Annotated in this window: 21 protein-coding genes; 8 read left to right on the top strand and 13 right to left on the bottom strand. The window is 62.8% G+C overall.

All coding sequences use genetic code 11. From position 1 onward, the window contains the following. Positions 1-3: 3 nt before the first annotated feature. The 5 genes from BLP96_RS13695 to BLP96_RS13675 all read right to left on the bottom strand — a co-directional run bounded on the left by BLP96_RS13695 (position 4) and on the right by BLP96_RS13675 (position 6,015). A complete protein-coding gene (locus BLP96_RS13695) occupies positions 4-1,275 on the bottom strand; it encodes a TRAP transporter large permease (protein WP_089687064.1) in 1,272 nt (423 codons plus the stop codon). After that, complete coding sequence (locus BLP96_RS13690; protein ID WP_176761529.1) at positions 1,276-1,761, bottom strand: TRAP transporter small permease; 486 nt, start codon at positions 1,759-1,761, stop codon at positions 1,276-1,278. A gap of 131 nt (positions 1,762-1,892) precedes the next feature. Next, positions 1,893-2,906, bottom strand: a complete 1,014-nt coding sequence (gene dctP / locus BLP96_RS13685) for a TRAP transporter substrate-binding protein DctP (RefSeq protein ID WP_089687061.1) — start codon at positions 2,904-2,906, stop codon at positions 1,893-1,895. A gap of 353 nt (positions 2,907-3,259) precedes the next feature. Then, complete coding sequence (locus tag BLP96_RS13680) at positions 3,260-4,144, bottom strand: shikimate dehydrogenase family protein (RefSeq protein WP_245682257.1); 885 nt, start codon at positions 4,142-4,144, stop codon at positions 3,260-3,262. A 23-nt stretch (positions 4,145-4,167) separates the two neighbouring features. Further along, positions 4,168-6,015, bottom strand: a complete 1,848-nt coding sequence (locus tag BLP96_RS13675) for a bifunctional sugar phosphate isomerase/epimerase/4-hydroxyphenylpyruvate dioxygenase family protein (RefSeq protein WP_089687059.1) — start codon at positions 6,013-6,015, stop codon at positions 4,168-4,170. Positions 6,016-6,431: 416 nt separating this feature from the next. On the opposite strand from BLP96_RS13675, the gene BLP96_RS13670 reads away from it, so the two are divergent. The 4 genes from BLP96_RS13670 (at position 6,432) to BLP96_RS13655 (ending at position 10,222) form a co-directional block, all read left to right on the top strand. Then, complete coding sequence (locus tag BLP96_RS13670) at positions 6,432-7,439, top strand: tripartite tricarboxylate transporter substrate binding protein (RefSeq protein ID WP_089687057.1); 1,008 nt, start codon at positions 6,432-6,434, stop codon at positions 7,437-7,439. 61 nt (positions 7,440-7,500) lie between these two features. Further along, complete coding sequence (locus BLP96_RS13665) at positions 7,501-7,977, top strand: tripartite tricarboxylate transporter TctB family protein (RefSeq protein ID WP_176761528.1); 477 nt, start codon at positions 7,501-7,503, stop codon at positions 7,975-7,977. A gap of 15 nt (positions 7,978-7,992) precedes the next feature. Then, on the top strand, positions 7,993-9,495 hold the full coding sequence (locus BLP96_RS13660; RefSeq protein ID WP_089687053.1) for a tripartite tricarboxylate transporter permease: 1,503 nt from the start codon (positions 7,993-7,995) through the stop codon (positions 9,493-9,495). Between the two features lie 64 nt (positions 9,496-9,559). Next, complete coding sequence (locus BLP96_RS13655; protein WP_245682256.1) at positions 9,560-10,222, top strand: HAD family hydrolase; 663 nt, start codon at positions 9,560-9,562, stop codon at positions 10,220-10,222. Positions 10,223-10,259: 37 nt separating this feature from the next. Here the strand turns inward: BLP96_RS13655 and BLP96_RS13650 are convergent, their stop codons facing one another. The 8 genes from BLP96_RS13650 to BLP96_RS13615 all read right to left on the bottom strand — a co-directional run bounded on the left by BLP96_RS13650 (position 10,260) and on the right by BLP96_RS13615 (position 18,918). Beyond that, positions 10,260-10,910, bottom strand: coding sequence for a NapC/NirT family cytochrome c (locus BLP96_RS13650; RefSeq protein ID WP_089687051.1), 651 nt, complete (start codon positions 10,908-10,910; stop codon positions 10,260-10,262). Further along, positions 10,907-11,398 carry a nitrate reductase cytochrome c-type subunit gene (locus BLP96_RS13645; RefSeq protein ID WP_089687049.1) on the bottom strand — a complete coding sequence of 164 codons (492 nt, stop codon included), beginning with the start codon at positions 11,396-11,398 and terminating at the stop codon, positions 10,907-10,909. Before BLP96_RS13645 ends, BLP96_RS13650 begins: the two co-directional genes overlap by 4 nt. Before the next feature lie 19 nt (positions 11,399-11,417). Further along, complete coding sequence (napA, locus tag BLP96_RS13640; RefSeq protein WP_089687047.1) at positions 11,418-13,922, bottom strand: nitrate reductase catalytic subunit NapA; 2,505 nt, start codon at positions 13,920-13,922, stop codon at positions 11,418-11,420. Next, positions 13,919-14,200 carry a chaperone NapD gene (locus tag BLP96_RS13635; protein ID WP_176761527.1) on the bottom strand — a complete coding sequence of 94 codons (282 nt, stop codon included), beginning with the start codon at positions 14,198-14,200 and terminating at the stop codon, positions 13,919-13,921. Before BLP96_RS13635 ends, napA begins: the two co-directional genes overlap by 4 nt. Before the next feature lie 37 nt (positions 14,201-14,237). Then, positions 14,238-14,753: a ferredoxin-type protein NapF gene (napF, locus tag BLP96_RS13630; RefSeq protein ID WP_089687045.1), complete on the bottom strand. Its 516-nt coding sequence runs from the start codon at positions 14,751-14,753 to the stop codon at positions 14,238-14,240. 12 nt (positions 14,754-14,765) lie between these two features. Continuing rightward, positions 14,766-14,936 carry a periplasmic nitrate reductase, NapE protein gene (locus BLP96_RS13625; protein ID WP_089687043.1) on the bottom strand — a complete coding sequence of 57 codons (171 nt, stop codon included), beginning with the start codon at positions 14,934-14,936 and terminating at the stop codon, positions 14,766-14,768. A 175-nt stretch (positions 14,937-15,111) separates the two neighbouring features. Then, positions 15,112-18,087 carry a bifunctional [glutamate--ammonia ligase]-adenylyl-L-tyrosine phosphorylase/[glutamate--ammonia-ligase] adenylyltransferase gene (glnE, locus tag BLP96_RS13620; protein ID WP_089687041.1) on the bottom strand — a complete coding sequence of 992 codons (2,976 nt, stop codon included), beginning with the start codon at positions 18,085-18,087 and terminating at the stop codon, positions 15,112-15,114. Between the two features lie 75 nt (positions 18,088-18,162). Beyond that, positions 18,163-18,918 carry a FadR/GntR family transcriptional regulator gene (locus BLP96_RS13615; protein ID WP_089687039.1) on the bottom strand — a complete coding sequence of 252 codons (756 nt, stop codon included), beginning with the start codon at positions 18,916-18,918 and terminating at the stop codon, positions 18,163-18,165. A 260-nt stretch (positions 18,919-19,178) separates the two neighbouring features. On the opposite strand from BLP96_RS13615, the gene BLP96_RS13610 reads away from it, so the two are divergent. The 4 genes from BLP96_RS13610 to BLP96_RS13595 are packed head-to-tail and all read left to right on the top strand — an operon-like array spanning position 19,179 to position 22,134. Continuing rightward, positions 19,179-20,042, top strand: a complete 864-nt coding sequence (locus BLP96_RS13610) for an amidohydrolase family protein (protein ID WP_089687037.1) — start codon at positions 19,179-19,181, stop codon at positions 20,040-20,042. Further along, positions 20,032-20,814: an L-fucose dehydrogenase gene (locus BLP96_RS13605; protein ID WP_089687035.1), complete on the top strand. Its 783-nt coding sequence runs from the start codon at positions 20,032-20,034 to the stop codon at positions 20,812-20,814. The genes BLP96_RS13610 and BLP96_RS13605 overlap by 11 nt, the downstream gene beginning before the upstream one ends. A gap of 10 nt (positions 20,815-20,824) precedes the next feature. Continuing rightward, positions 20,825-21,163 carry an L-rhamnose mutarotase gene (locus BLP96_RS13600; RefSeq protein ID WP_089687033.1) on the top strand — a complete coding sequence of 113 codons (339 nt, stop codon included), beginning with the start codon at positions 20,825-20,827 and terminating at the stop codon, positions 21,161-21,163. Then, positions 21,088-22,134 carry an ABC transporter permease gene (locus tag BLP96_RS13595; protein ID WP_218118612.1) on the top strand — a complete coding sequence of 349 codons (1,047 nt, stop codon included), beginning with the start codon at positions 21,088-21,090 and terminating at the stop codon, positions 22,132-22,134. The genes BLP96_RS13600 and BLP96_RS13595 overlap by 76 nt, the downstream gene beginning before the upstream one ends. Positions 22,135-22,144 lie beyond the last annotated feature (10 nt).

The following is a 22,144-nucleotide window of genomic DNA, read 5'->3' as shown; positions in this document are numbered from 1 at the left end:
TCTTCAATACCCCAGCAGGCGTGGCAAGCCAGTCACAGTGGCCGGCACGAAGGTTATGATAAACAGCACCAGCAACTCGACCAGGAACAGCGGCAGAATACGCCGCGACAGCCTAGCCAGCCCCACATTGGCCACGGAGTCGGCCACGAACAGACATAGCCCCATTGGCGGAGTGATCAAACCAATCATCAGGTTGAAGATGACAATGATGCCGAAATGTACCGGATCCACCCCCATGCCCACTGCGATGGGATGCAGGATCGGCACCAGCACCAACATGGCGGCAATGCCCTCGAGGAAGAGCCCAGCGACCAGAAAGAGCACGATCACCGCGAGTAAGAAAGTCCACTCGGCAGTGATATAGGTCAGTGCCATATCGGTGAGCACGTTGGGCACGCGGTTGAAGGTGAGCAACCAATTGGCCGCCGAGACCGCTGCGATGATGATCATAATCACCGCACTGTCAACCATGGTTCGTGAGAAGATGCCCGGCAAGTCGCGCCAATGAATCTTACGAAATAGCACCATGCCCACGAAGAGAGCATAAGCCACAGCAAAGGCAGCCGCCTCGGTTGGCGTGACGATGCCCAGCAAGATGGAGCCGACCACGAACACCGGCATCAGCAATGGGATAATGCCATCGATGAGTACCGTGCGCTTTTCCTCTTTGAGCTTCACCTTTCCACCTTTCTCGTACTGGCTAGCAAAGATCATCACATAGCCGGAAAGAAAGATGGCGAGGAGCAGCCCCGGCACAATACCAGCCAGGAATAGCGCCGGCACCGAGACGCCACTGACGATCAGTGCATAGATGATCACAGGGATACTCGGTGGAATGATCGGTCCAATCACTGAGGAAGCCGCGGTGAGAGCCGCGGCGAAGTCCCGTGGGTAGCCCTCTTTCTCCATCTCAGGAATAAACACCCGCCCCAATGCCGAAGTATCCGCGACTGCCGAGCCAGAAAGCCCCGCGAAGATCACCGAGGCCCAGATATTGACATGTGCCAGGCCGCCCTTGAGGCGTCCCACCAAGATCTTGGAAAAAGCGATGATGCGCTCAGTGATGCCGCTCTCATTCATCAGCTCACCGGCAAGGATGAACAGCGGAATCGCTAACAGAGCGAAGGAGTTGATCCCTGAGAACATCTGCGTCGCTACTGTAGCGAGCTGATAGGGCAACCCGCCCATCGCCATGAAGTAAAGCAATGCGGCGACGATGGCAAAGGCGACCGGCACCCCGATTATCAGCCCGCCAAGCAGAATCACATAGACCATCTACTCCTCCCCAGCTGTCGCCGTGCGCAGTTCGCTATACCGCTCGATGCTCTTGAGCAGTGCTGCCACGGCAAGCATGCCCCCCCCCAGTACGAGCGCGAACTGATAGGGAGCCATCGTGCCCAGCACATTGACAGCCTCCCACCCAGTGACCTCGCGCAGGCTTTTCACCGTACTATTGAGCCCAGAAATTCGCATCCCTCCCCGGTTGGTCATAAATAAATATGCCGACCAGGTCAGTAGTATTCCCACTGCGATCATGGCTAAATCCACTACGAAAAAAAGCCACTCCCGCAACCGTACCGGCAACAGGTCAACGACTATCCCCAGACGCACATGACGGTCCTGGAGGTAGGCCAGTGCCATGCCGAACATCACGCCGTAAATGCCCAGAAAGACTGGAACCTGATCGCCCCAGGCCAGCGAAGTTCCCAGAGTGTAACGGCTAAGGGCATTGAAAAAGATGATCAAGAAGATCAGGGCCATAGTGAGTCCAGCACCGAAGGCAAAGATGCTTGCGGCCAGACGTATCCCCCTTCGCAACAAAAGCGTCATACGCATCGCTCTCTGGCGAGTCAAAGGCGCCGTACCGAGTCAAACGCCGGTACGGCGGACACTTACTCGGTGGCAGTGGCCACGGCTTCTTGAAGACGCTCGATCCACTCTGCGTCACTACCGAGGTCATCCGTCAACCACTCGATGACTGGCGGCTGAGCCTGTTCGCGGAACTGCTCAAGCTCCTCCGGCGTTGGTCGATAGACCTGCATACCCTCTTCCTGCACAGCTTTCAGTCCTTGTGCAGTGGTGAACTGCTGAATGGAGCGGCCCATATTCCCAGCGATGACGCCAGCCCGCTCGATCACCGCTTGATCCGCTTCGGATAGACCGTTGTAGTAATCATTGTTGATCACTAGGAAATCAGCGGCGTAGACATGGCCGTCAAGCGTCATATACTCCTGCAGTTCGTGCAGGTTATTGTTATAGATGGTCCCCACCGGGTTCTCCTGGCCATCCACGACCCCGGTGGAAAGTGCGGTGGGCAGCTCTGACCAAGCAATAGGAGTTGGCTCCCCTCCTAATCCCTCGACCATCTCTACGTAGAGAGGAATGTCCTGAACGCGGAATTTCAGGCCTTCCATATCAGCCGGAGTACGAATCTCGCGCTCGCTGTTGGTGAAGTGGCGCACGCCAGTCTCACCGTAGCCCAAGGTACGTAGGCCAGTCTGCTCCAAGCAGTGTTCAGCAAGAGCATCGCCGAAGTCTCCATCCAGTACCTCCCAGGCCACCAACGGCGATTCGAACATGTAAGGGATGTCCAGCACCCCGGCTGCCGGGCAGACTGAGGACATGGCCCCCGAAACCATCACTACCTGAGTCATGCCGTCCATGGCCTGCTGGACCAGCTCGCCCTCGTCACCTAGTGAACCGGCCGGGTAGATATCCACCGTATGGTCGGTCTCGCTTTCGACGATGTTCTTGAACATCTGGGCGGCAGCGCCTTTCTTGGAGCTCTGCCAGTCGTCGGGGTCCACATGGGCGAAGCGAATGGTATCGGCCTGGGCCAGGGAGTTCATGGCAAAGGCCACGACACCGGCCTTAAGTGCAGTTTGAATGAGAAGCGGCTTGAACATGAAACGTCCTCCGTTTTGGTTGGTTGTTATGCTGGCTGTGTCATCGGCAGCGCATGCCCTCTCGATACGCGCTGTTCGCAAAACGAATTTATGTACTTCATACGAACGCTAGAATTCTCTTCTCATGGCGTCAATGACTTGCCCGAATTATTAGACGAAAGACTAACGCCATGACTCGGCAACAGCTTTCCCGAGTGACAACTCGGCTCCACAACGGCCTTTCCCGCACAACCGTCATGGAATACGAAACCGATAAATCGACTTGAGACACTGCCATAAGTTGTCAGATTGATAATGACCGAGCTCAGGAGCGAGAAGTGGATGGATATTCAACACAGGCGCCTCTCCCGGCTTCATGCATCATTCTCGTTGAGCAGTTCTCGCCGATAATGAGCAAACAGGGTCATCGCCTGTCGGTCGGCGGCGGTACGCCGAGCCTGATCCTCGCAGAACAATTTGAAGGCATCGATCCCCTGGAAGACGAACAGGCTAACCCCGCTCATCACGCTGGCACCGGCCGTCTTCGCCGCAGCGACGAACTCGGTCACCGCCGGCACGTAGACCGCATCGAAGATCCAGTGATAGGGGCGAATACACCCCTTAGGTAGCGGGCAGCCCGGGCTCTTCTCGTGTCCGATGGGGGTGCAATTGACCAGGCCGTCGCAGCCCTCGACAGTAGTATCAAGCGCCTCGGGCGTGATGAAGGAGGCACAAAAGCCTTGGGCCTCCAACTCGCCAACGAGCTGGCGCGACTTGGCTTCGTCGAGGTCCAACAGGACGACCTCCTCGGCACCCAGCTTGCCCAAGCCGAAGGCCACTGCCTTGCCAACCCCGCCGGTGCCGATCAACAGTACCCGTCCCGGAGCGCGCTCGCCGAGAGTGGCGCGATAGCCGCTGATGAAGCCGGTGAAATCGGTGTTCTCGGCAACGATACCGCCGCTCTCGAACACCAGCGTATTGGCCGCGCCGACCATACGCGCCCCCTCGGTAGGCTGATCGGCAAGCGCTACCGCCGCTTCCTTCCAGGGGAAGGTGACATTGACGCCACGGTAGCCATCGGCGATCACCTGCCGAACCTGCCGCTCCAAAGACTCGATGGACTGCTCGTTGGCATCGAAGAGGTCGTAAATGACGGGGATGCCGGTCAGTTCACCTAGACGACGATGCAGGTCGGGTGAGCTGGAGTTCATGATCGCCTTGCCGATCAAACCGAGACGCATGGTGGTACCTGTATTCATCGTGAAGCGTTCCTCGTGAAGGGTCAGCGCGAATGACTAGCCTGGGCGGCGAGCCGTATGCCGGCATTCGCCTCGCCGAAGCGGCGATAGCCGCCACGCCGTTCGACGATCTCGAAGAAGAAGCGCCCGGCGAAAGTCTCTGTGTAGGCGTGGAAGAATTCCCCTTCGTCGGAGCGGTCGTAAAGGATGTTACGGCTGCGCATGCCTTGGAGCAGGTTGTCCTCGAGGTCGAAGCGCGCCTCGAGGTCATCGTAGTAGTTCTGCGGAATCTTCAGCAGTGGCAAACCGCGGGACCGTAGCTCGTCGACGGTGGCGAAGATGTCGCGACTGGCGAAGGCGATCTGCTGCACACCACCACGGTGGGCGCTGAGGAAGCGTCCCGGCACGGTGTCCTGAGCCTGGGAAACCGTAAGCGGTAGGCGGATACTCCCATCGGGGCTGTTGACCGCCTGGCTGATCATCATTCCGTGAGGGTCGACGATCTCGTGCTCGGCTTCGGCCTCGAAGCCGAGCACGGTGCGATGGAAAAGCTGCCAGCCGAGAAGTTGGGTGGCGGGTAGCACGTAGGAGAGGTGATCGACTCGACTTAGCCCCGCTTCGTCGCGGCTTTCCTGGTCGAATAGCTCGAAGTCAGTGCGCCACTGGCGATCCGCTGCTGCCGCGTCGTCGACCAGGTAGATCAGACTGCCCTCCACACCGCGCAGGGCGGGAATCTCCATCTCACCCGCGCCGACCTGACCGCGGTAGGTCTGCGCCTTGAAAGTGCGGGCGCGCTCCAGCAACCCCTCGACGTCGTCCACACGGAAGCCCACGGCACACACCGAAGTGCCATGCAACAAGCGGAAGGTATGGGCGAAGCTGTCGGTCTCGAAGTTGAGCACCAGATGGATGTCCCCCTGTTTCCAAAGCTCGACGTTCTTGGAACGGTGACGTCCGACGTGACGAAAACCCAGTGCGCCGATGAATTCGCCCAGCGGAGCGGCACTCTCCTCGTCAAGGGTGAACTCGATAAAATGGACGCCGTTGTAATGCGGCGCCGGTGGCACCGGACTCGCCCAAGGGCCCTGTGGCAGCAGGTTCTCGAGCCAGATCAGCGAGCGCAGGCCGTCGAGGGCCGTGGCATCGGTGGGGGCAGCGCGAAAGGCGTCGCTGAATATCTCCAGCGACAGCGGACCGTCGTAGCCGGTTTTTGCCAGCGCCTGCATGAAGGCCGCAAGGGGCAAGCGTCCCTGGCCGGGAAAACAGCGGAAATGGCGGCTCCACTGCAGCAGGTCCATCTCGAGAAGCGGGGCGTCAGCCACTTGCACGAAGGCAATCTTTGCCTTGGGGATCTTGCTGATGGCAGAGAGATCGAGCCCGCGCGCGAGGATGTGGAAGCTGTCTAGCACCACTCCCAACGCCGGATGGTCGGCACGTCGCACCACCTCCCAGGCATCGCGGTAGTCGGCGATGTGTCGGCCCCAGGCCAGCGCCTCGAAGCCCACCCGAAGGCCCCGCTCCGCGGCACGCTCTGCCAACTCGCGAAGGTCGGCAGCGGCCCGATCCAGATCGTCAACGGCCTGGGGTGAAACGCTGCTACATACCAGCAAAAAATCGGTCCCCAGCTCTTCCATTAGGTCGAACTTACGCTCGGCGCGCTGCAGGTTGCGGCTGCGCTGGGGTTCTGGCATGGCCTCGAAGTCGCGGAACGGCTGGAAGGCGACGATGGTCAGCCCCAGGCGCTCGCACAGTGCACGCACCTCGGCGGGGGAGCCATCGAAGGAAAGCAGGTCGTTCTCGAAGATCTCGACCCCGTCAAAGCCGGCGCGGGCGATGGCTTCCAACTTGGTCTGCAGGTCGCCGCTCAGGCAGACGGTGGCAATGGCGCGCATGGTGTCCTCCCGAACGCCGCCTGCGCAGGGTACAGAGGCAGACGACGCCACTTGTTCGCATAGCGTTCTTTAGTTCGCATTATGCACGAAGAAAGGGGGCTCTTGGCAAGGCTTCGGAACGACGTTCCAGGCTCTAGGTAGGTGCCGCCCCAAGCTACTGATACCTACCACTATAGAGGACATGGCCTTAGCACAGCCGATCAGGCTGATTAACCGCCCCCTTTCGCGTCACCTTCGACCATAGTCTTAGACCACCATCTCTCGCATTGACACTTTCGGGAGGGAGTTCTAGTGTTCGCGATAAGCACTTAAGTTCGCAAGCCGAACATCAAACAATCCACCATTAACAGTCCCCGATGAACGAGGGGCGCTGCTCGTACCGAGCAGTCATCACAACAAGCATCCTTGGAGGACTCATGTTCAAACCGATTCTGGCTCCCATTGCCCTTGTCGTTGGTACCCTGGCATTGGCGGGCAATGCCCATGCCGATTACCCGGAACGTAACATTCAGGCTACCATCCAGTGGGGCGCCGGTGGCGCCACCGACAATGTGGCGCGCAGCCTGACACCCCATGTCGAGGATATTCTTGACACCACCTTAGTGCTGACCAATCGCCCCGGCGGCACCGGCGTGATCGGAATGAACCACGTGATGCGCCAACGTCCTGATGGCTACAATTTGCTCTACGGTGCTGAGAACCCGCAGCTCTACCCACTCATGGGCCTGGCCGACTTCACTTATGACGACATGCACGCCGTCAACATCATCGGTCAAGGACTGGTGGTGATCGCCGCCCCTGCCGAAAGCCCCTTCGACAGTTTTGCCGAGTTACTCGAGCACGCACAGGAGAATCCCGGTGAGTTGCGCATGGGCGGCACCGGAGCTGGTGGCCTACCGAGCACGGTGCTGGCAATGATCAACGCCGTGGACGAGCTCGATGTACGCAACGTGACCTTTGGTGGCGACGGCCCGGGCATCACAGCCATGCTGGGAGGACACATCGACTTCATGCCGCTGAGTCTGGCAGCAGCAGGCGAGCAGATACGCGGCGGCGAGATGAAAGGGTTGGCCGTGGTTTCTGCCGAAGAGCTGGATTCGCTACAAGGCGTACCGCCGATCACCGAGGCTCTGCCGGACATCGAGAGTTTCCTGCCCTGGGGGCCATTCTGGGGGGTCTTCGTGCACCAGGATACCCCGGATGAGGCCAAGAAAACCCTGACTGCAGCCTACGAAGAAGCGGTGGCCAACGAGGATTTCCAGGAATTCCTGCAGAACTTCGGCGCCGAAGCGCTCAACCTCACCGGCGAAGAGGCCGAGCAGTACCTGGACAACTGGCAGTCGGTCACCGCCTGGTCCATGTACGAGGCCGATGCCGATATTCTGGAATCAACGCCCGAGGAACTCGGCATCCCGCGCCCCTGAACCCTCGTCCCAATTAACAAGCGGCCGAGCGAATCACGCCCGGCCGCCTCGGAGTCGCCCCATGAGCCAGAAATTCGAGCGCGTGCAGGCCGGCGAAAAGGTCTTCGACTGGCTGCTGTTGCTGCTCAGCGTCGGCGTGCTGATCGAGGCCTATCGTATCGACGGCATTCCCGGCCTCAACTCGCCAGGCTCCTTCCCCATGGGCCTCGCGCTGATCATGCTGGCTTCATCGCTGGTGATACTCGCTAGCCACCGTTACAAGCAGCGCGACCCGAAGATTCGCAACGCCCGACACGAACTCCTGGTGTTCTTCCACCAGCACTTTCAACTGCATATCGTGGTGTTCACCCTGTTTGCCGTGGCTTACCTCGCAGCCATCGTCTGGGTGAGTTTCTATGTCAGCACCTTCTTCTTTCTGGCAGTGATGTTCATCTACTTCCGTCAGGGCAGGGTTGTCAGCTCGCTGATCATCGCTGCCTTGGCCATCGCCACAATCTACGGCCTGTTCACGCTGGTCTTCCGCGTCTACCTTCCCTGACCGCTGAGGTCTCCGATGAGCGATACCTTCTCCTATTTCCTTATGGCCTGGCTGGACCCCCAGTTGCTGCTACTGACCGCCGTGGGCACGCTGGCCGGCATCTACGTCGGCGCGATCCCCGGTCTTTCGGTGACGATGGCCGTGTCGATCCTGATCTCTTTCACCTTTTCCTGGGACATCAACAACGCCCTGGCGCTGATGGTAGGTATCTATGTGGGCGGCGTATATGGCGGCTCGCGCACCGCCATACTGCTCAACATACCCGGCGCGCCCTCGGCGGTGACCACCGCCTTCGACGGCTACCCACTCGCCCAGCGCGGCGAGGCCGGACGTGCCATCGGCCTAAGCACCGTAATGTCGGTGATCGGTGGTCTGCTCGGCACGCTAGTGCTGGCCGGTACCGCTCCCTACCTGGCCGACATGGCGCTGGAGTTCGCTCCGCGCGACTACTTTCTGATTGCCGTACTCGGCCTACTGCTGGTCAGCACTCTCTCCGGCAAGTCGCTGGCCCGTGGCATCTTCTCCGTGGCCCTTGGCGGTATCATTGGCCTGGTGGGCATGGATACGGTTACCGCCCAGCCGCGCCTGACCTTGGGCAGCATGGAGTTGCTCGGCGGCATTCACTACGTGGTGGTGATGATCGGTCTGTTCGGTGCCGCCGAAGCCTTCTACCAGTTGCATAACCTCAACCAGGTGCCGATCAAGCAGAAGGTGGACAAGATAATCCCGCCGTTCAAGATGGTGCTCAAGTACCTGCCGCTTTCGATGCGCACCTCGATCATCGGAGTGGTAGTCGGCGCCCTACCCGGCACCGGCGGCGATATTGCCTCGCTGTTCGCCTACGACCATGCCAAGCGCACCGTCAAGAACCCCTCCAGCCCATTCGGCGAGGGCGCCTACGAAGGGCTGGTCGCCCCGGAAACGGCCAACAATGCCGCAGTGGGCGGAGCCTATGTGCCCATGCTGACGCTCGGCATGCCGGGCGACGCAGTGACTGCGGTGATCATCGGCGCCCTGGTCATCCATGGCCTCAATCCCGGCCCCATGCTGATGATCGAAACTCCGCACATCTTCTGGTTCACGGTAGGCAACCTGGCGCTGGCCAACCTATTCCTGCTGCTCTTCGGGCTGACCGGCATCAGGGTCTTCTCCAAGGTGGTGGAGGTACCCAAAGCACTGATGATTCCGCTGATCCTGGTGCTCTGTGTGGTGGGCACCTACTCCATCAACAGCAACATGATGGAGGTCTACTGGATGCTCGGCTTCGGCATCTTCGGCTACTGGCTCAAGGTGTTCGGCTTCCAGATGGGGCCCATCATCCTCGGTGTGATCCTCGGGCCACTGCTCGACGAGACCTACCGCCAGGCGATGTCCTCGGTGGGCGACGACGCCGGTCAGTTCCTGCTGGCCCTACTGGCCAACCCCTTGTCGCTGGTACTGACCCTGGTCATAGTGCTGGTGCTGCTCAGCCAGACCCCGCTCAAACCCTGGGTACGACGTCGCCTGAGCCGACAGTAAAGTGCCCCTGCGAGTCGGCGCGCCCCGCGTGGTTACGCGTGGTCGCGTCGATATGGAGCCAGCCGTGAGTGATCGCCTGTCCCGTCCCGACACCGCCCTGGTCTTCGACTTCGACGGCGTGATCCTCGACTCGGCGCGGCTCAAACGCCAAGCCTTCGCCGACCTCTACGCCGACGAGCCCGATGAGCAGCGCCGCGACGTGGTGGCCTACCTAGAGCGCCGCGGAGGCCAGCCCCGTGAGGTAAAGTTCCGCCATATCGAAGGGCACATCCTCGGTCGTGATGCCAGCGAGCCGCGTATCCAAGCGCTGTGTCGACACTTCAAGGAACGCGTCGAGCAGCGCCTGCTTGAGGCCCCGGCCATCCCTGGGGCGCTGCCCTTTCTCGAGCGCTGGGCCGGCACCGTACCCCTCTACCTGCTCTCTGCGACTCCCGAGTCTGAACTGCAAACCATTACTGCTCGGCGTGGGCTCGACCGTTATTTCTTGGAGGTGATCGGCGCTCCGCCGGACAAGGTCACGGGGCTGCGCAACCTGCTGGTGCGCCGCGCCCATGACGCAGCCGCCACGGTGATGATCGGCGACTCCTACAACGACTATCGCGCCGCGCGCTCCAACGGCACCATCTTCGTCGGCGTCACCGCCGACCCGGGGGCTTCACCGTTCCCCGGCGATGTCGTTACCGTCACCGACCTGACCGGACTGGAAGCGGCCCTTAAGCGCCTGTGATTCGTGAAGCCGCGGCACGGCCGCCACACCGCAGCGCTCACTCTTCGTTCGGCAGATGCGCCACGTAGGCCTCCAGGCTCGCCAGGCCGCTATGGGCCTGGCTGGCCTCGAAGTCCGGTCCCATGTCGGGCAGCTCGTGGGCGATGCCCTTGTGGCAGTCGATGCAGGTCGCCTCGCCCGAGGCCAGCGAGGTGGAGTGGGCGCGCGAGGCGCGCGAGTTCTGCGCGGTGAAGTCCATGGACTCGAACTCGTGGCAGTTGCGACACTCGCGTGAGTCGTTGGCTTCCAGGCGGGCCCATTCGCGCTCGGCGAGCTCGCGCCGCTTGGCCTCGAATTTCTCTTCGGTGTCGATGGAGCCGAACAGCCAGCCCCACACTTCCTTGGAGGCCTCCATCTTGCGCGCCATCTTGTGGGTCCAGTCGTGGGGGACGTGGCAATCCGCACACTCGGCGCGCACCCCCGAGCGATTGGTGTAGTGCACCGTGCCCTGCAGCTCCTGGAAGGGGTTGCGCTCCATCTCGTGACACGAGATGCAGAACTCTTCGGTGTTGGTGGCCTCCAGCGCGGTGTTGAAGCCGCCCCAGAAGAGCACGCCGCAGAGGAAACCTCCCAGGGTCAGAAAACCCAGGCTGAAGTGCATGCTGGGGCGAGTGAGGATCTGCCAGTAGCGCGACAGCCAGCGTCTCATTGGCCACCCCCTTCGCCTTCCCGCTCGAGCATCTCGGTGAGCACCTGATCCACGGTGCGGAATTCATTGTCGACCAGGGGATCCGCATCGGTCTGCGGTACGTGGCACTGAGTGCAGAAATAGCGGTCCGGCGAAATCGCCGCCAGCACCTGCTGGTGGCGATCGCGGAAGTGGCTGATGCTGACCATGGGCGCACCGGCATCCACGGCGTTCTCGCGGCTGTGACAGGTCAGGCAGCGGTTGCTGCGCCGATCCACCTGGTAGTCGCGAATGGTGTGGGGAATCACCGGCGGCTGCTCGGGGTAGTTGAGCACCCGGCGTCCCGGCTCGCGCGACTGCCGGGCCATGGGCGGCGCCGAAAGGGTCTCGCCGATGGTCCCCCCCGGGCGCAGGCCGTCCGGCGCCGAGGGGTCTCGCGGCTCGTCGGCCACCGCCAGGGCGAACAGCGCCAGCGGGGCCACCAGGCTGGAGATGGCTAGGCGTTTCATGTTCTCGCTCCTCCGCGGCTCAGGCCAGGTTGACCAGTTCCAGACGCACCGCACACTTCTTGAAGTCCGTCTGCTTGGAGATGGGGTCGGTGGCGTCCAGCGTGACCTTGTTGATCAGTCGGCCGGCATCGAAGAAAGGCACGTAGACCAGGCCGCGTGGCACGCTGACCCGCCCGCGCGTCTCGACGCGCAGGTGGAGCTCGCCACGACGACTGACCACCTTCACCTCGCTGCCGCGGCGCATGCCTTGCTCGCGAGCATCCGCCGGGTGCATGTAGAGCAGTGCCTCGGGCACCGCGCGGTGCAGCTCCGGCACGCGCCGGGTCATGGAGCCGGTGTGCCAGTGCTCGAGCACGCGGCCGGTGCACAGCCAGAAGGGATACTCCTCGTCCGGCACCTCGGGAGGTGGTTCGTCGGGTACGGCGAAGATCAGCGCGCGGTCGTCGGGCTTGGCGTAGAACTGCACGCCGGCGCCCTCCTCCACGTAGGGATCGTAGCCCTCGCGATAGCGCCAGCGCGTCTCCTCGCCGTCGACCACCGGCCAGCGCTTGCCGCGCACCCGGTGATAGACGTCGAAGTCGTCGAGATCCTTGCCCTTGCCGCGCCCGAATCGCGCGTACTCCTCGAAGAGTCCCTTCTGCACGTAGAAGCCGAAGTGCTCCGCCTCCTGGTTGGCGTAGCCCTCCTCCATGTCGGAGAGCGGGAAGCGATCCACTTGCCCGTTGGCGTAGAGCAGCTCGAAGAGCGTCTGGTCGCGGTGCTCCGGGGCGCGCTCGAGCAGCTCCTCGGGCCACACCTCGTCGACGCGGATGCGCTTGGCCAGCTCCAGGGTCTGCCACAGGTCGGAACGGGCCTCGCCGGGGGCGCTCACCAACTGGTGGAAGAACTGGGTGCGCCGCTCGGAGTTGCCGAAGGCGCCTTCCTTCTCCACCCAGCCGGCGGCCGGCAGGATGAGGTCGGCGGCCTGTGCCGACACCGTGGGGTAGATGTCGGAGACGATGACGAAGGCCTCGGGGTTGCGCCACCCGGGGTAGGTCTCCTGCATCGAGTTGGGGCCGGCCTGGATGTTGTTGCACACCTGGGTCCAGTAGACCTTGATGTCGCCATCCTTGAGACGCCGGCTCTGCTCCACGGCATGGAAGCCCACCTTCTCGGGCACCGCACCCTCGGGCAACTTCCAGATCTTCTCGGCGTCGCGGCGATGATCGGGGTTCATCACGACCCGATCCGCCGGCAGGCGGTGGGAGAACGTGCCCACCTCGCGGGCCGTGCCGCAGGCCGAGGGCTGGCCGGTGAGCGAGAAAGGGCTATTGCCGGGCTCGGCGATCTTGCCGGTCAGCAGGTGCAGGTTGTAGATCAGGTTGTTGACCCACACGCCGCGGGTGTGCTGGTTCACCCCCATGGTCCAGAAGGTCATCACCTTGGTGTCGGGGTCGGCGTAGAGTTCGGCGAGCGCCTCGAGGCGGCTCTCCGAAACGCCCGACTCGCGTGCCGCCCGCTTCAGGGTGAAGGGCGCCACGTGCTCGGCGAACTCGTCGAAGCTCATCGCCGACCACTCGTTGGCGTTGTCGGCGTTGGCGGCGGCCTGCTGGCGTGGGTCGTCGTCGCGCAGGCCGTAGCCGATGTCGTCCACGGCTCGCACGAAGTTGGTGTGGCTGTCGACGAAGTCGCGATTGACGCGATCGGTCTGGATGATGTGGTTGGCGATGTAGTTGAGGATCACCACGTCGGCATTGGGCGACATCACCATGGGGATGTCGGCCAGGTCGAAACTGCGATGCTCGAAGGTGGAGAGCACTGCCACCCGGGTGTGGGGATAGGAGAGGCGGCGGTTGGTGACGCGCGTCCACAGAATGGGATGCATCTCCGCCATGTTGGAGCCCCACAGCACGAAGGCGTCGGCCTCTTCGATGTCGTCGTAGACGCCCATCGGCTCGTCGGAACCGAAGCTGCGCATGAAGCCGAACACCGCCGAGGCCATGCAGTGGCGAGCGTTGGGGTCGATGTTGTTGGTACGAAAGCCCGCCTTCATGAGCTTGCTCGCCGCATAGCCCTCCCAGATCGTCCACTGGCCGGAACCGAACATCGCCACGCTGTCGGGGCCGTGCTCACGGATCGCCGTCTTGAACTTGTCGGCCATGAGATCCAAGGCTTCGTCCCAGGAGACCGGCTCGAAGTCGCCGTTCTTGTCGTAGACGCCGTTGCGCTTGCGCAGCAGCGGCTGACGCAGGCGGTCCTCGCCGTAGAGGATCTTGGAGAGAAAGTAGCCCTTGACGCAGTTGAGGCCGCGGTTGACCTCCGAATGGATGTCGCCGTGGGTGGCCACGATGCGGTCGTCCTGGGTCGCCACCATCACGCTGCAACCCACCCCACAGAAACGGCAGGGCGCCTTGTTCCACTCGAGCTCGGTCAGCTCGGCATTGGTGATCAGGCTGCTGGCGCCTGACGGAATGGGCAAACCGGCGGTGGCCGCAGCCACCGCGGCGGCATTGGCCTTGGCGAATTCACGACGGGTCAGTTTCATGAGGCGGCCTCCTGCGGTTCATCGGCGATGGCCGGATCGAGCAGTTGGTGGTAGACCAGCGCCGCATCGAGCACGCCGGTCCGGCAGCGGACGGCGTCGATGCGCTCGAGGATCGGCCGCTCCCCTTCGCTCTCCATTACCACCACGAGCTTGCCGGCGGGGTCCTGGGCGCGCACTTCGCAATCGGGCTGGTCGGCCAGCCAGGCCGCCACGGCGGCGCAGTGTGCAGCACGAACGTGCACCAGGAAACTGGCGATATGCAGGCTTTGTGTCGTCACGGGGCGATCTCCTTGTCGCTGTCTTGCATCGTTATTGTCATTGAGTCGTGCGTTCGCGGGCCTCCTCGCTGCCGGTCAGACGGATGGCGTCGTTGGGGCACAGTGCCAGGCAGGCACCACAGCCGGTGCAGGCGTCGGTGTCGATCTCCGGCTGCGGCGGGCGCCCGAGGGTCGGGACGAAACGGATTGCCTGCCACTCGCAGGCGTCCTGACAGGTCTGGCAGTGGATGTCGGCCAGGGCCAGACACGGGGACTCGATGGCGGCATGCCACGGGAAAGCGGGGCGAGCGGTGTCGAACACCCCGGCATCGCAGACGGCAACGCACTCCCCGCACAGGGTGCAGCCATCGTCGACGAAGCGGATCTCCGGGTAGCCACCGTCGCCGGTGAACAGCACGTTTTCCGGGCAGGCCGTCAGGCAGGCCTCGCAGCGCGTGCAGCGATCCAGGAAGTCGTCACCGCTCCAGGGCGGGCGGCGTACCGGGCCCTGGCCGGCCAGCGAGCGAAACAGCTGACGGCGCGAGCGCCGGTGGTCGAGGTGGGTGCCTGTCATGCCCGCTCCCGATCAGGCCGGAGGGCCGAAGAAAAGCTGCAGCATCCACACCACGAAGCCGTAGCCGCCGACCACGGCGATGGCCAGCAGAGGAAAGAGCAGAATGGCGATGAACAGGAACAGGCGGAGTTCGCGCTTTTTGCGGACCTCCGGGGCTTCGGTGTCGTGCTGCGATGTAGCCATGGCAACTCCCCCTTCCCCTTGGCCAGTGCGGCATTCTGTCGCACTGGCTCTCAGGGTAGCCAAGAAATGGCATCTGTCAGGTCGTTCGCCACTGGCGACGGCAAGGCTTCATCGAAGAGCCCGCCAGAACGGCGGGCCGGAAAGCTCGGGAGGGAGGCCGATGCCGGCGATGGCGTTACGGTTCCATCAGCCGCTGCCAAAGTTCGCTGACGGCCTGTCGGTGGGCGTGGAAGTCGGCGTCACGGCCACGCGCCGCCTCGCGGGTCAGCGACGCCCGGTGTACGGCGCTGCGATAGGCCAGATAGGCATCGCGCAGACGCTGGCAGTCGCGCCCCGGCAGACGACCGGTCGCTTCCAGCGTTTCCAGAATGCGCATGTTGTCGCTGTAGGTCAGCAGCTCGGGGGTCTCGGCGCTCATCGAAAGCACCGCGAACTGGCACAGGAACTCGATATCGACCATGCCGCCCGGGTCCTGCTTGAGGTCGAAACCGTCGTCGCCGCCCTTGCTGCCCAGATGCTCGCGCATCTTGTGGCGCATCTTCGCTACCTCTTCGCGCAGCGCCTGGATGTCGCGCTCGCGACCCAGGATCTCGCTGCGCACCGCCTCGAAAGCACGTGCCAGATCGGCATTCCCGGCCACCACCCGTGCGCGTACCAGCGCCTGGTGCTCCCAGGTCCAGGCCTGATGACGCTGGTACTCGGCGAAGGCTTGCAACGAGGTGACCAGCAGCCCCGAGTTGCCGGAGGGACGCAGGCGCATGTCCACCTCGTAGAGGGTGCCGGCCGGCGTCACCGCGGTGAGCAGATGGATGATGCGCTGACCGAGGCGCGTGAAGAACACCGGCGTGTCCAGCGCCCGCGGTCCGTCGGTGGCGCCGCTGGAATCGGCATCGTGGATGAATACCAGGTCGAGGTCGGAGCCATAGCCGAGCTCGATGCCCCCCAGCTTGCCGTAGCCGATGATCAGGAATTCCGGCTCGGAGCCGGCCCGGCTGCCGTCACGCCGCAGCGGATGCCCATGCTTGCGAGTCAGGTGCTTCCATGCCATGGCCAACACGGCATCGAGCAGCACCTCGGCGATGTAGGTGAGGTAGTCGCTGACCTTCATCAGATGGCGCGTGCCGGCGATGTCGGAGGCGGCCACGCGCAACACGTGGGCGTGCTTGAACACGCGCAGCGCTTCGAGCTGTGCTTCTTCGTCGTCTTCGGGAATGCGCCCCAGAGTCTGGCGCAGCTCGTCGGCGAGCCGCGCCTTGTCGGCCGGCGTGTAGAGGGTCTCCGGGGTGAGCAGTTCGTCGAGCAGTTGCGGGTGGCGCGCCAGTTGCTCGGCGATCCACGGACTCGCCCCGCACAGGTGCATCAGGTGACTCAGGGCATCCGGATTCTCGCGCAGCAGGGCCAGGTAGGCGGTGCGACGCAGCACCGACTCGACCAGCGGCAGCACGCGTTCCAGCGCAGTGTCCGGCGCTTCACTCGCCGCCGCGGCATCGAGCAGCAGCGGCAGCAGCGCCTCGAGGCGCTCGAAGCCGATACGCTGCATGGTCTGAACGTGACGCGACTGGCGCAGGGTGACCAGTCGCCGGTAGGTGGTCGCCGGATCGCTGAACCCCGCTTCGACGAGCCGCTCCCGGGCCTCGTCGTCATCGAACTCGCCGTGCCACAGCGCTCGCCAGTCGTCGAGAGAGGCCGCTGCCTCGGGCTGCGCTTCGCCACCCTCTTCGAGCTCCGCTTCCGGGTCGGCGATCACCGCGTCGAAGTGCCGGCGTACGCGGGTACGCACCTCGTCGAGACACGCCATGACCGCCGGCCAGTCCTCCATGTCCAGTGCCAGGGCAACCCGCTCGCGATCCCGGTCGTCGTCGGGCAGACTCTGGGTCTGGCGGTCTTCCAGTGCCTGGAGGGCGTGCTCCAGGTCGCGCAGAAAGACGTAGTCGGGCTCGAGCTCGTCGACCACTTCGGCAGGCAGCAGGCCGAGTTCGGGCAGGCGCGACAGTGCCGTCCTCAGCGACGTGACCTGCAGCTCGGTGTCGCGCCCCCCACGAATCAGTTGGAACGCCTGTACCACGAATTCCACTTCGCGAATCCCGCCTCGACCGAGCTTGATGTTGGCCTGCATGCCGCGACGCTTCACCTCGCGGTTGATCAACGCCTTCATCTCGCGCAGCGATTCGATGGCGCCGAAGTCGAGGTACTTGCGATAGACGAACGGGCGCAGATTGGCGAGCAGCTCGCGGCCCGCCTCGCGGTCGCCGGCCACGGGACGCGCCTTGAGCAGGGCGTAGCGCTCCCACTCCCGCCCCTGATCCTGATAGTAGCTGGCAAGCGAGGCGAAACTGCCCACCAGGGGCCCGCCGTCTCCCAGCGGGCGCAGGCGCATGTCGACGCGGAACGCGAAACCGTCGGCGGTCACCGCATCCAGGGCGCCGATCAGCCGTTGGCCCAGCTTGGTGAAGTACTCCTGATGGTCGAGCGACTTGCGTCCGCCCTGCGTCTCGCCCTTCTCGGGAAAGGCGAAGATCAGGTCGATGTCCGAGGAGAGGTTGAGTTCGCCGGCGCCCAGCTTGCCCATGCCGAGCACCACCAGGCGCTGTTCGCTGCCGTCGCTGCGGGGAGCCGGATGTCCCCAGCGTGGCGCGAAGTGCGCTTCCAGCCAGCTCAGCGCGGCCTCCAGGCAGGTTTCGGCGAGTGCCGACACGGCTCCCGCCGTGGCCCACATGTCGATGCCCGGCGGGCGGGTCAGGTCGCGCCACACGATGCCCAGCATGCGTGCCTGACGGAAGCGACGCAGGGCGGCATGCAGCTCGGCTTCGTCCGCGGCGCTCTCCAGCCGCTCCGCGAGCATCTCGCCCAGCGCCTCCGGCGCCAAGGCCTCATCGAGCTCACCGCTGGCATCCAGGTGTTGCAGCCAATCGGGATGGCGCACCAGCGTCTCGGCGACGAACGGCGAGATGGCCAGCACTCGCGCCAACTGGCGGCGACGGCTCTCGGCCAGTGCCTCCCAGCTTTCGGAAGGTGCTTCCTGGCCGGTCATCTCGGCGACGTTGTCGGCCTCGGCAAGACTCTCGGCAAGGCGCTGCCATGCCTTCTCCAGCGCAGGTACGAGCGCGGAAGGAAGATCATCAGCAGGCAGGAAGTCATCAGGTAGGGCCATGGGCATCTCATGCGCTGAAATCGAATGTCCTCAGCATAGCGAACGGGCCATGATGGAAGAAGGGGCCGGTAGAGCTTACTCGGTGAAAAACACATTGATCACATGATCGAGATGCACTTCCATCGCACGCCGGGCCGCTTCGGGATCGCGCTCCTCGATCGCCCGTACGATGCGTTCATGGTCACCCTGTGAGTGCAGCGCCATGCCCGTTTCCATGTAGTGATCTTGCAGGCGGCGAAACATGGCTCCATATTTATGGCCCAACAAATGCTTGATCAGTAGCGCATAGGCGGCATTCCCCGAGGCTTCTGCTATGCGAATATGCAACAGCCGGTCCCCAACCAACTTGCCGCTGTAGCTAAAGGTGTCGTCCATGTTGCGGGCCAGGGCGGCGCGGATGGCGGTGAGGTCCTCTTCGCTGGCATTGACAGCGGCGAGAGAGGCATTTTCCGGCTCCAGGTAGCGCCGCGCCTGTAGCAGCGCGAAAGGTGGAATTTCTTCGTCGAGGTTGAGCTCGATCTCGCTGGCGAACTCAGGGTCCATGGCCCATGGCTCCTTACGCACGGCCGCCTGCATGACGGGCTCATTGGGCAGTGGCGAGATGGCTTTGACCAGCACGCCATGGCCGACCCGAACCTCGACCTGCCCTACCACTTCCAGAGCGATCAACGCCTCGCGCACCGACGCCCGACTGACTCCCAGCGACTGTGCCAACTCGCGCTCCGGCGGCAGCAACGTTCCGGCGGGAAATTCGCCGTCGTGAATCAATTGTTGCAACTGGTCGGCAATCTGCCGGTAGAGGCGCTGGGACTGAATCGTCTTGATCGGCATCGGGTCACTCCTCGTCGCATTTCGACCAAAGTTCTACGTACAAACCTTGTTGTTTGGCGCAAAAGCCATCCATAGTTAACCGGACCATTGGTCAGGCCTTTAGATATCTAGTCCAGCATTCTCCCATGTTCGGCATCACTTCGCTATCTCAGGCCATCAGCACCATGCGCCATCACAACAATAAGGAGCCATGCCATGCATTCCGTAGATCCCCGTTTGGATGAACCGCACCAGCCCTGTATCCGTAGCTGAGGGGCACCATGCGTATCGATGCTCATCAGCACTTCTGGCGCTACGCGGCGGCCGAATATCCTTGGATCGACGAATCCATGACGGCACTCAAGCGCGATTACCTCCCTGAGCAGTTGGCCAAGGAGCGAAACGCTTGTGACATACAGGCCAGTATCGCCGTACAGGCCAGGCCCAGCGAGGCGGAGACTCGATGGCTACTGGAGCTGAGCGGCCAATTCCCCTCCATCGTGGGTGTCGTCGGCTGGGTAGACCTTACCGCCGCGGACCTGGAAAAACGCCTGGGCCAGTTGTCCCACCCTCGCCTATGCGGCTTCCGCCACCTCATCCAGGACGAAGAGAGGCCGGCCGCCTATATGGCGGACCCGGCTGTACGCCAAGGCATCCGGACCTTGCAGCGGTACGCGTTGAGTTACGACGTGCTGGTCACGACAGCCGACCTCGGCTCCGCCTACGAGCTATGCAAGGTCTGTGACGATCATGTCCTGATTCTCGATCATTTGGGCAAGCCCAATATTCGCGACAGCGGCTTCGAGAACTGGCGACGCGATTTTCGTCGCTTCGGCGAGCTGGAGCACGTGGCGTGCAAGCTATCGGGGCTGATCACCGAAGCCGATTGGCGGCACTGGCAGCCGAAACAGATATGGCCCTATCTCGATACGGCGCTCGACGTCTTTGGCGAACAGCGGCTGATGTTCGGCTCCGATTGGCCGGTATGCCTGGTCGCAGGCAGCTACACGGCGGTGCATGCCCTTATCGACGACTGGGCGACTCGGCGCGGACTCGACAAGGCGGCGCTATTCGGTGGCAACGCGCAACGACTCTATCGTATCGGGCAACAGTGCCCCACTGACGAGGTGAATCATGGATCTTGAACTGGACGACAAGGTCGTCATCGTCACCGGCGGTGCATCCGGGATCGGCGCGGCTATTTCGCTCACTCTGGCGCAGGAGCGCGCCATTCCGGTCATTCTTGCTCGCAGCCAGCCTCAACCGGGCTTCATGTCCGAATTGGAAGGCCTGTCGTCACAAGCCTGCTTCATTGCGACGGAGCTCAGCGACGAGGCGGCATGCCGCCGGGCAGTGGATGAAATCATCGACCGCTTTGGACGGATCGACGGGCTGGTCAACAATGCCGGCGTCAATGACAAAGTTGGGCTGGAGGCGGGTGTCGACGCCTTCACCGCCTCGCTGACACGCAACCTCATCCACTACTACACCATGGCCCATCTGTGCCTGCCCCACCTACGCGAGCGGTGCGGCGCCATCGTCAATGTCAGTTCGAAGACCGCTCTCACCGGGCAAGGCGATACCAGTGGCTACAGCGCATCCAAGGGTGCCCAACTGGCGCTGACCCGTGAATGGGCGGCGAGCCTGGCCAAGGATGGCGTGCGCGTCAATGCAGTGATTCCCGCCGAAGTCATGACGCCGCTTTACCGACGCTGGATCGATACCTTCGAAGACGCCGACACCAAGCTGGCCAAGATCACGTCTTCGATTCCCTTCGGGCAGCGTATGACCGAGGCGCGTGAGCTCGCCGATAGCGTCGTCTTCCTGCTCTCGACCCGAGCCTCCCACACCACGGGGCAATGGCTATTCGTGGATGGCGGCTACGTTCATCTCGACAGAGCACTGACCGCTTCATGAGGCGACGCCCATGCGCTATTGCCTGGCTCTGGACCTGATCGACGATGAGGCGCTGATAGCGGAGTACGAACGCCGCCACCGTCGCATCTGGCCCGAGGTTCGCGATCACCTCCTTCGGTGCGGGGTCATCGATATGCAGATATACCGTCTCGGCACACGTCTGACGATGGTCATGGAAGTCGACGCGCAGAGCTTCAGCTTTGCGGCCATGGCCGAAGCCGAGCGGCAATCGCCAATCATCCAGCAGTGGGAAGACGAAATGGGACGCTACCAGTGTCCGACCCCATGGACAGAGGAGAACAACAAATGGCAACTCATGAAGCCAATTTTCCAGTTGGCCGAACAGTGAAAAACCCTGCCGGTTCTCGAGTGACAGTGAAGCGATGGCGCCTGCCGGTGGAGACCCTGGTGCTCGGGCTCACGCTGCTGCTGTGGGTGGTCATGTCGCTGTCCACGAGCACCTTCTTTACGGCCAACAATCTCGTCAACATCCTGCGCCAGGTGTCGGTCGACAGCATCATCGCCTTCGGCGTGCTGTTTCCCATCCTGATACGCGGCATCGATCTGTCGGTGGGTTCGGTCACCGCTCTATCCGGTGTGGTCTGTGCCACTTTGCTGACCATGGGCCTGCCAATTCCTGTCGCCATTGGCCTCACTCTACTGCTCGGTGTGGCCATTGGCTCGCTCAACGCCTTTTCGGTCCACCGCTTGGGGATTCCAGCCTTCATCATCACCTTGGCTGGCTTGCAGGCCTACCGAGGGGGCGCCTTCCTGGTCAGCGACGGTACCAGCGTCTTCGGCCTGCCCAAGGAAATGGCGAGCTTTGCCCGCGCCGAATGGCTGGGCATCCCCTCACTGTTCTGGACGATGCTGGTGATCGGCCTGATCCTGCATTTCATCCTCAGCCAGACCCGCACCGGGCGCTACATGGTTGCCATGGGCAGCAATTACGAGTCGGCTCGGCGTGCGGGTATCAACATCAAACGCATCGTCTTCTTCGCCTACATCGTCAGCTCACTGGCCGCCTGTATCGCCGGCATTCTGCTCATGTCGCGCATGAGCATCGGCTCTCCCACGGCAGCAGTCGCCTACGAACTCAACGCCATTGCAGCCGCTGTGGTAGGGGGTGCCAGCCTGTTCGGAGGACGAGGAAGTGTGCTGGGTACGTTCATCGGTGCCCTGCTGTTCGCCACCATTGCCAATAGTGCCAACCTGCTGGGCATCGACTCCTTCTGGCAAATGATTGCCACGGGTGTGCTGATCGCCGTGGTGGTCTACGTCGACAACCTGCATAAACGCCGCCAAAGCGGCCTGAAGTAAGACGGGAGAA

It is taken from the genome of Billgrantia gudaonensis (assembly GCF_900100195.1).
Classification (GTDB): Bacteria; Pseudomonadota; Gammaproteobacteria; order Pseudomonadales; family Halomonadaceae; genus Halomonas; species Halomonas gudaonensis.
The sequence above is the reverse complement of the archived record's forward strand: the minus strand, read 5'-3'. Positions and strand labels throughout refer to the sequence as shown.

Bases quoted from the DNA above. Each gene is read 5' to 3' on its own strand.
- dctP (WP_089687061.1), bottom strand. From the start codon at position 2,906: ATGTTCAAGCCGCTTCTCATTCAAACTGCACTTAAGGCCGGTGTCGTG.
- BLP96_RS13615 (WP_089687039.1), bottom strand. From the start codon at position 18,918: ATGCCGATCAAGACGATTCAGTCCCAGCGCCTCTACCGGCAGATTGCC.
- BLP96_RS13690 (WP_176761529.1), bottom strand. From the start codon at position 1,761: ATGGCCCTGATCTTCTTGATCATCTTTTTCAATGCCCTTAGCCGTTAC.
- BLP96_RS13680 (WP_245682257.1), bottom strand. From the start codon at position 4,144: ATGAATACAGGTACCACCATGCGTCTCGGTTTGATCGGCAAGGCGATC.
- BLP96_RS13605 (WP_089687035.1), top strand. From the start codon at position 20,032: ATGGATCTTGAACTGGACGACAAGGTCGTCATCGTCACCGGCGGTGCA.
- napF (WP_089687045.1), bottom strand. From the start codon at position 14,753: ATGACAGGCACCCACCTCGACCACCGGCGCTCGCGCCGTCAGCTGTTT.
- napA (WP_089687047.1), bottom strand. From the start codon at position 13,922: ATGAAACTGACCCGTCGTGAATTCGCCAAGGCCAATGCCGCCGCGGTG.
- BLP96_RS13665 (WP_176761528.1), top strand. From the start codon at position 7,501: ATGAGCCAGAAATTCGAGCGCGTGCAGGCCGGCGAAAAGGTCTTCGAC.
- BLP96_RS13670 (WP_089687057.1), top strand. From the start codon at position 6,432: ATGTTCAAACCGATTCTGGCTCCCATTGCCCTTGTCGTTGGTACCCTG.
- BLP96_RS13650 (WP_089687051.1), bottom strand. From the start codon at position 10,910: ATGAGACGCTGGCTGTCGCGCTACTGGCAGATCCTCACTCGCCCCAGC.
- BLP96_RS13625 (WP_089687043.1), bottom strand. From the start codon at position 14,936: ATGGCTACATCGCAGCACGACACCGAAGCCCCGGAGGTCCGCAAAAAG.
- glnE (WP_089687041.1), bottom strand. From the start codon at position 18,087: ATGGCCCTACCTGATGACTTCCTGCCTGCTGATGATCTTCCTTCCGCG.
- BLP96_RS13695 (WP_089687064.1), bottom strand. From the start codon at position 1,275: ATGGTCTATGTGATTCTGCTTGGCGGGCTGATAATCGGGGTGCCGGTC.
- BLP96_RS13600 (WP_089687033.1), top strand. From the start codon at position 20,825: ATGCGCTATTGCCTGGCTCTGGACCTGATCGACGATGAGGCGCTGATA.
- BLP96_RS13645 (WP_089687049.1), bottom strand. From the start codon at position 11,398: ATGAAACGCCTAGCCATCTCCAGCCTGGTGGCCCCGCTGGCGCTGTTC.
- BLP96_RS13660 (WP_089687053.1), top strand. From the start codon at position 7,993: ATGAGCGATACCTTCTCCTATTTCCTTATGGCCTGGCTGGACCCCCAG.
- BLP96_RS13675 (WP_089687059.1), bottom strand. From the start codon at position 6,015: ATGCGCGCCATTGCCACCGTCTGCCTGAGCGGCGACCTGCAGACCAAG.
- BLP96_RS13610 (WP_089687037.1), top strand. From the start codon at position 19,179: ATGCGTATCGATGCTCATCAGCACTTCTGGCGCTACGCGGCGGCCGAA.